The organism is Streptomyces sp. NPDC059080, assembly GCF_042739975.1.
Taxonomy (GTDB): domain Bacteria; phylum Actinomycetota; class Actinomycetes; order Streptomycetales; family Streptomycetaceae; genus Streptomyces; species Streptomyces benahoarensis.
Window position 1 is genome coordinate 4,002 of the sequence record NZ_JBHYGX010000045.1, and the last position, 624, is coordinate 4,625.

At 76.4% G+C, this 624-nt stretch carries 1 protein-coding gene; it reads right to left on the reverse strand.

The features are described 5' to 3' along the window. Positions 1–248: 248 nt before the first annotated feature. A complete protein-coding gene (locus ACFWWQ_RS25560; RefSeq protein ID WP_384600502.1) occupies positions 249–473 on the reverse strand; it encodes a hypothetical protein in 225 nt (74 codons plus the stop codon). Between the last annotated feature and the right edge of the window lie 151 nt (positions 474–624).

Genomic DNA, 624 nt, shown 5'->3' on the forward strand with positions numbered 1-624 from the left:
GGCGTCTGCGCTCTTGCTGTTGGGAGAGAGAGCCCCCCCGCGCGCCCGCGCCCCCTGGGGGGGGCTCGGCGGTTGCGCGCCCGGGCCCCCCCGCGGCCCCCCCCCCCCGGGGCTTCCCCCGCCCTCCTGGGCGGGGGCAAGTGCGTACGACGGGCCGTAGGACCGTCGTACGCGATAGCTTGCTCCGCCAGGAGCCGTCGTGGGGTCACGGTGCTGTCCGGCGATGGTGGGCGCCGGGTCGTTGGCCGTCACCGGTGCGTCTCCGGGTTCTGCTGGCGGATGTTGCGGACGCGTTCCTCGATCCAGTCCATCGCGAGGACCGGGTGGTGCAGGGTCCACGGGCGGCTGTCCTGGGTTCGCTGCACGGTCCAGGTGGTGTCGGGGCCGGGTTGGGCGTGGTGGAGGTGGCCGTGCTGGTGCAGGACGGTCAGCCAGGAGTCGACCTCGGTGGGGGTGGCCGGGCGGGTGCGCATGACGGTGCTCTCCGGTTTTGCTGCGGAAGGTTGTGGGACGCGTGTCCGGGGCGGGGGGGGGGGGGGCGCGGGCGGCCCGGGCGGCGCGCCGCAGGCCGGCCCCCCCCGCCACCCCCCCGGCCGGGGGGGCTGGAACAAAGCTCAACCCCCA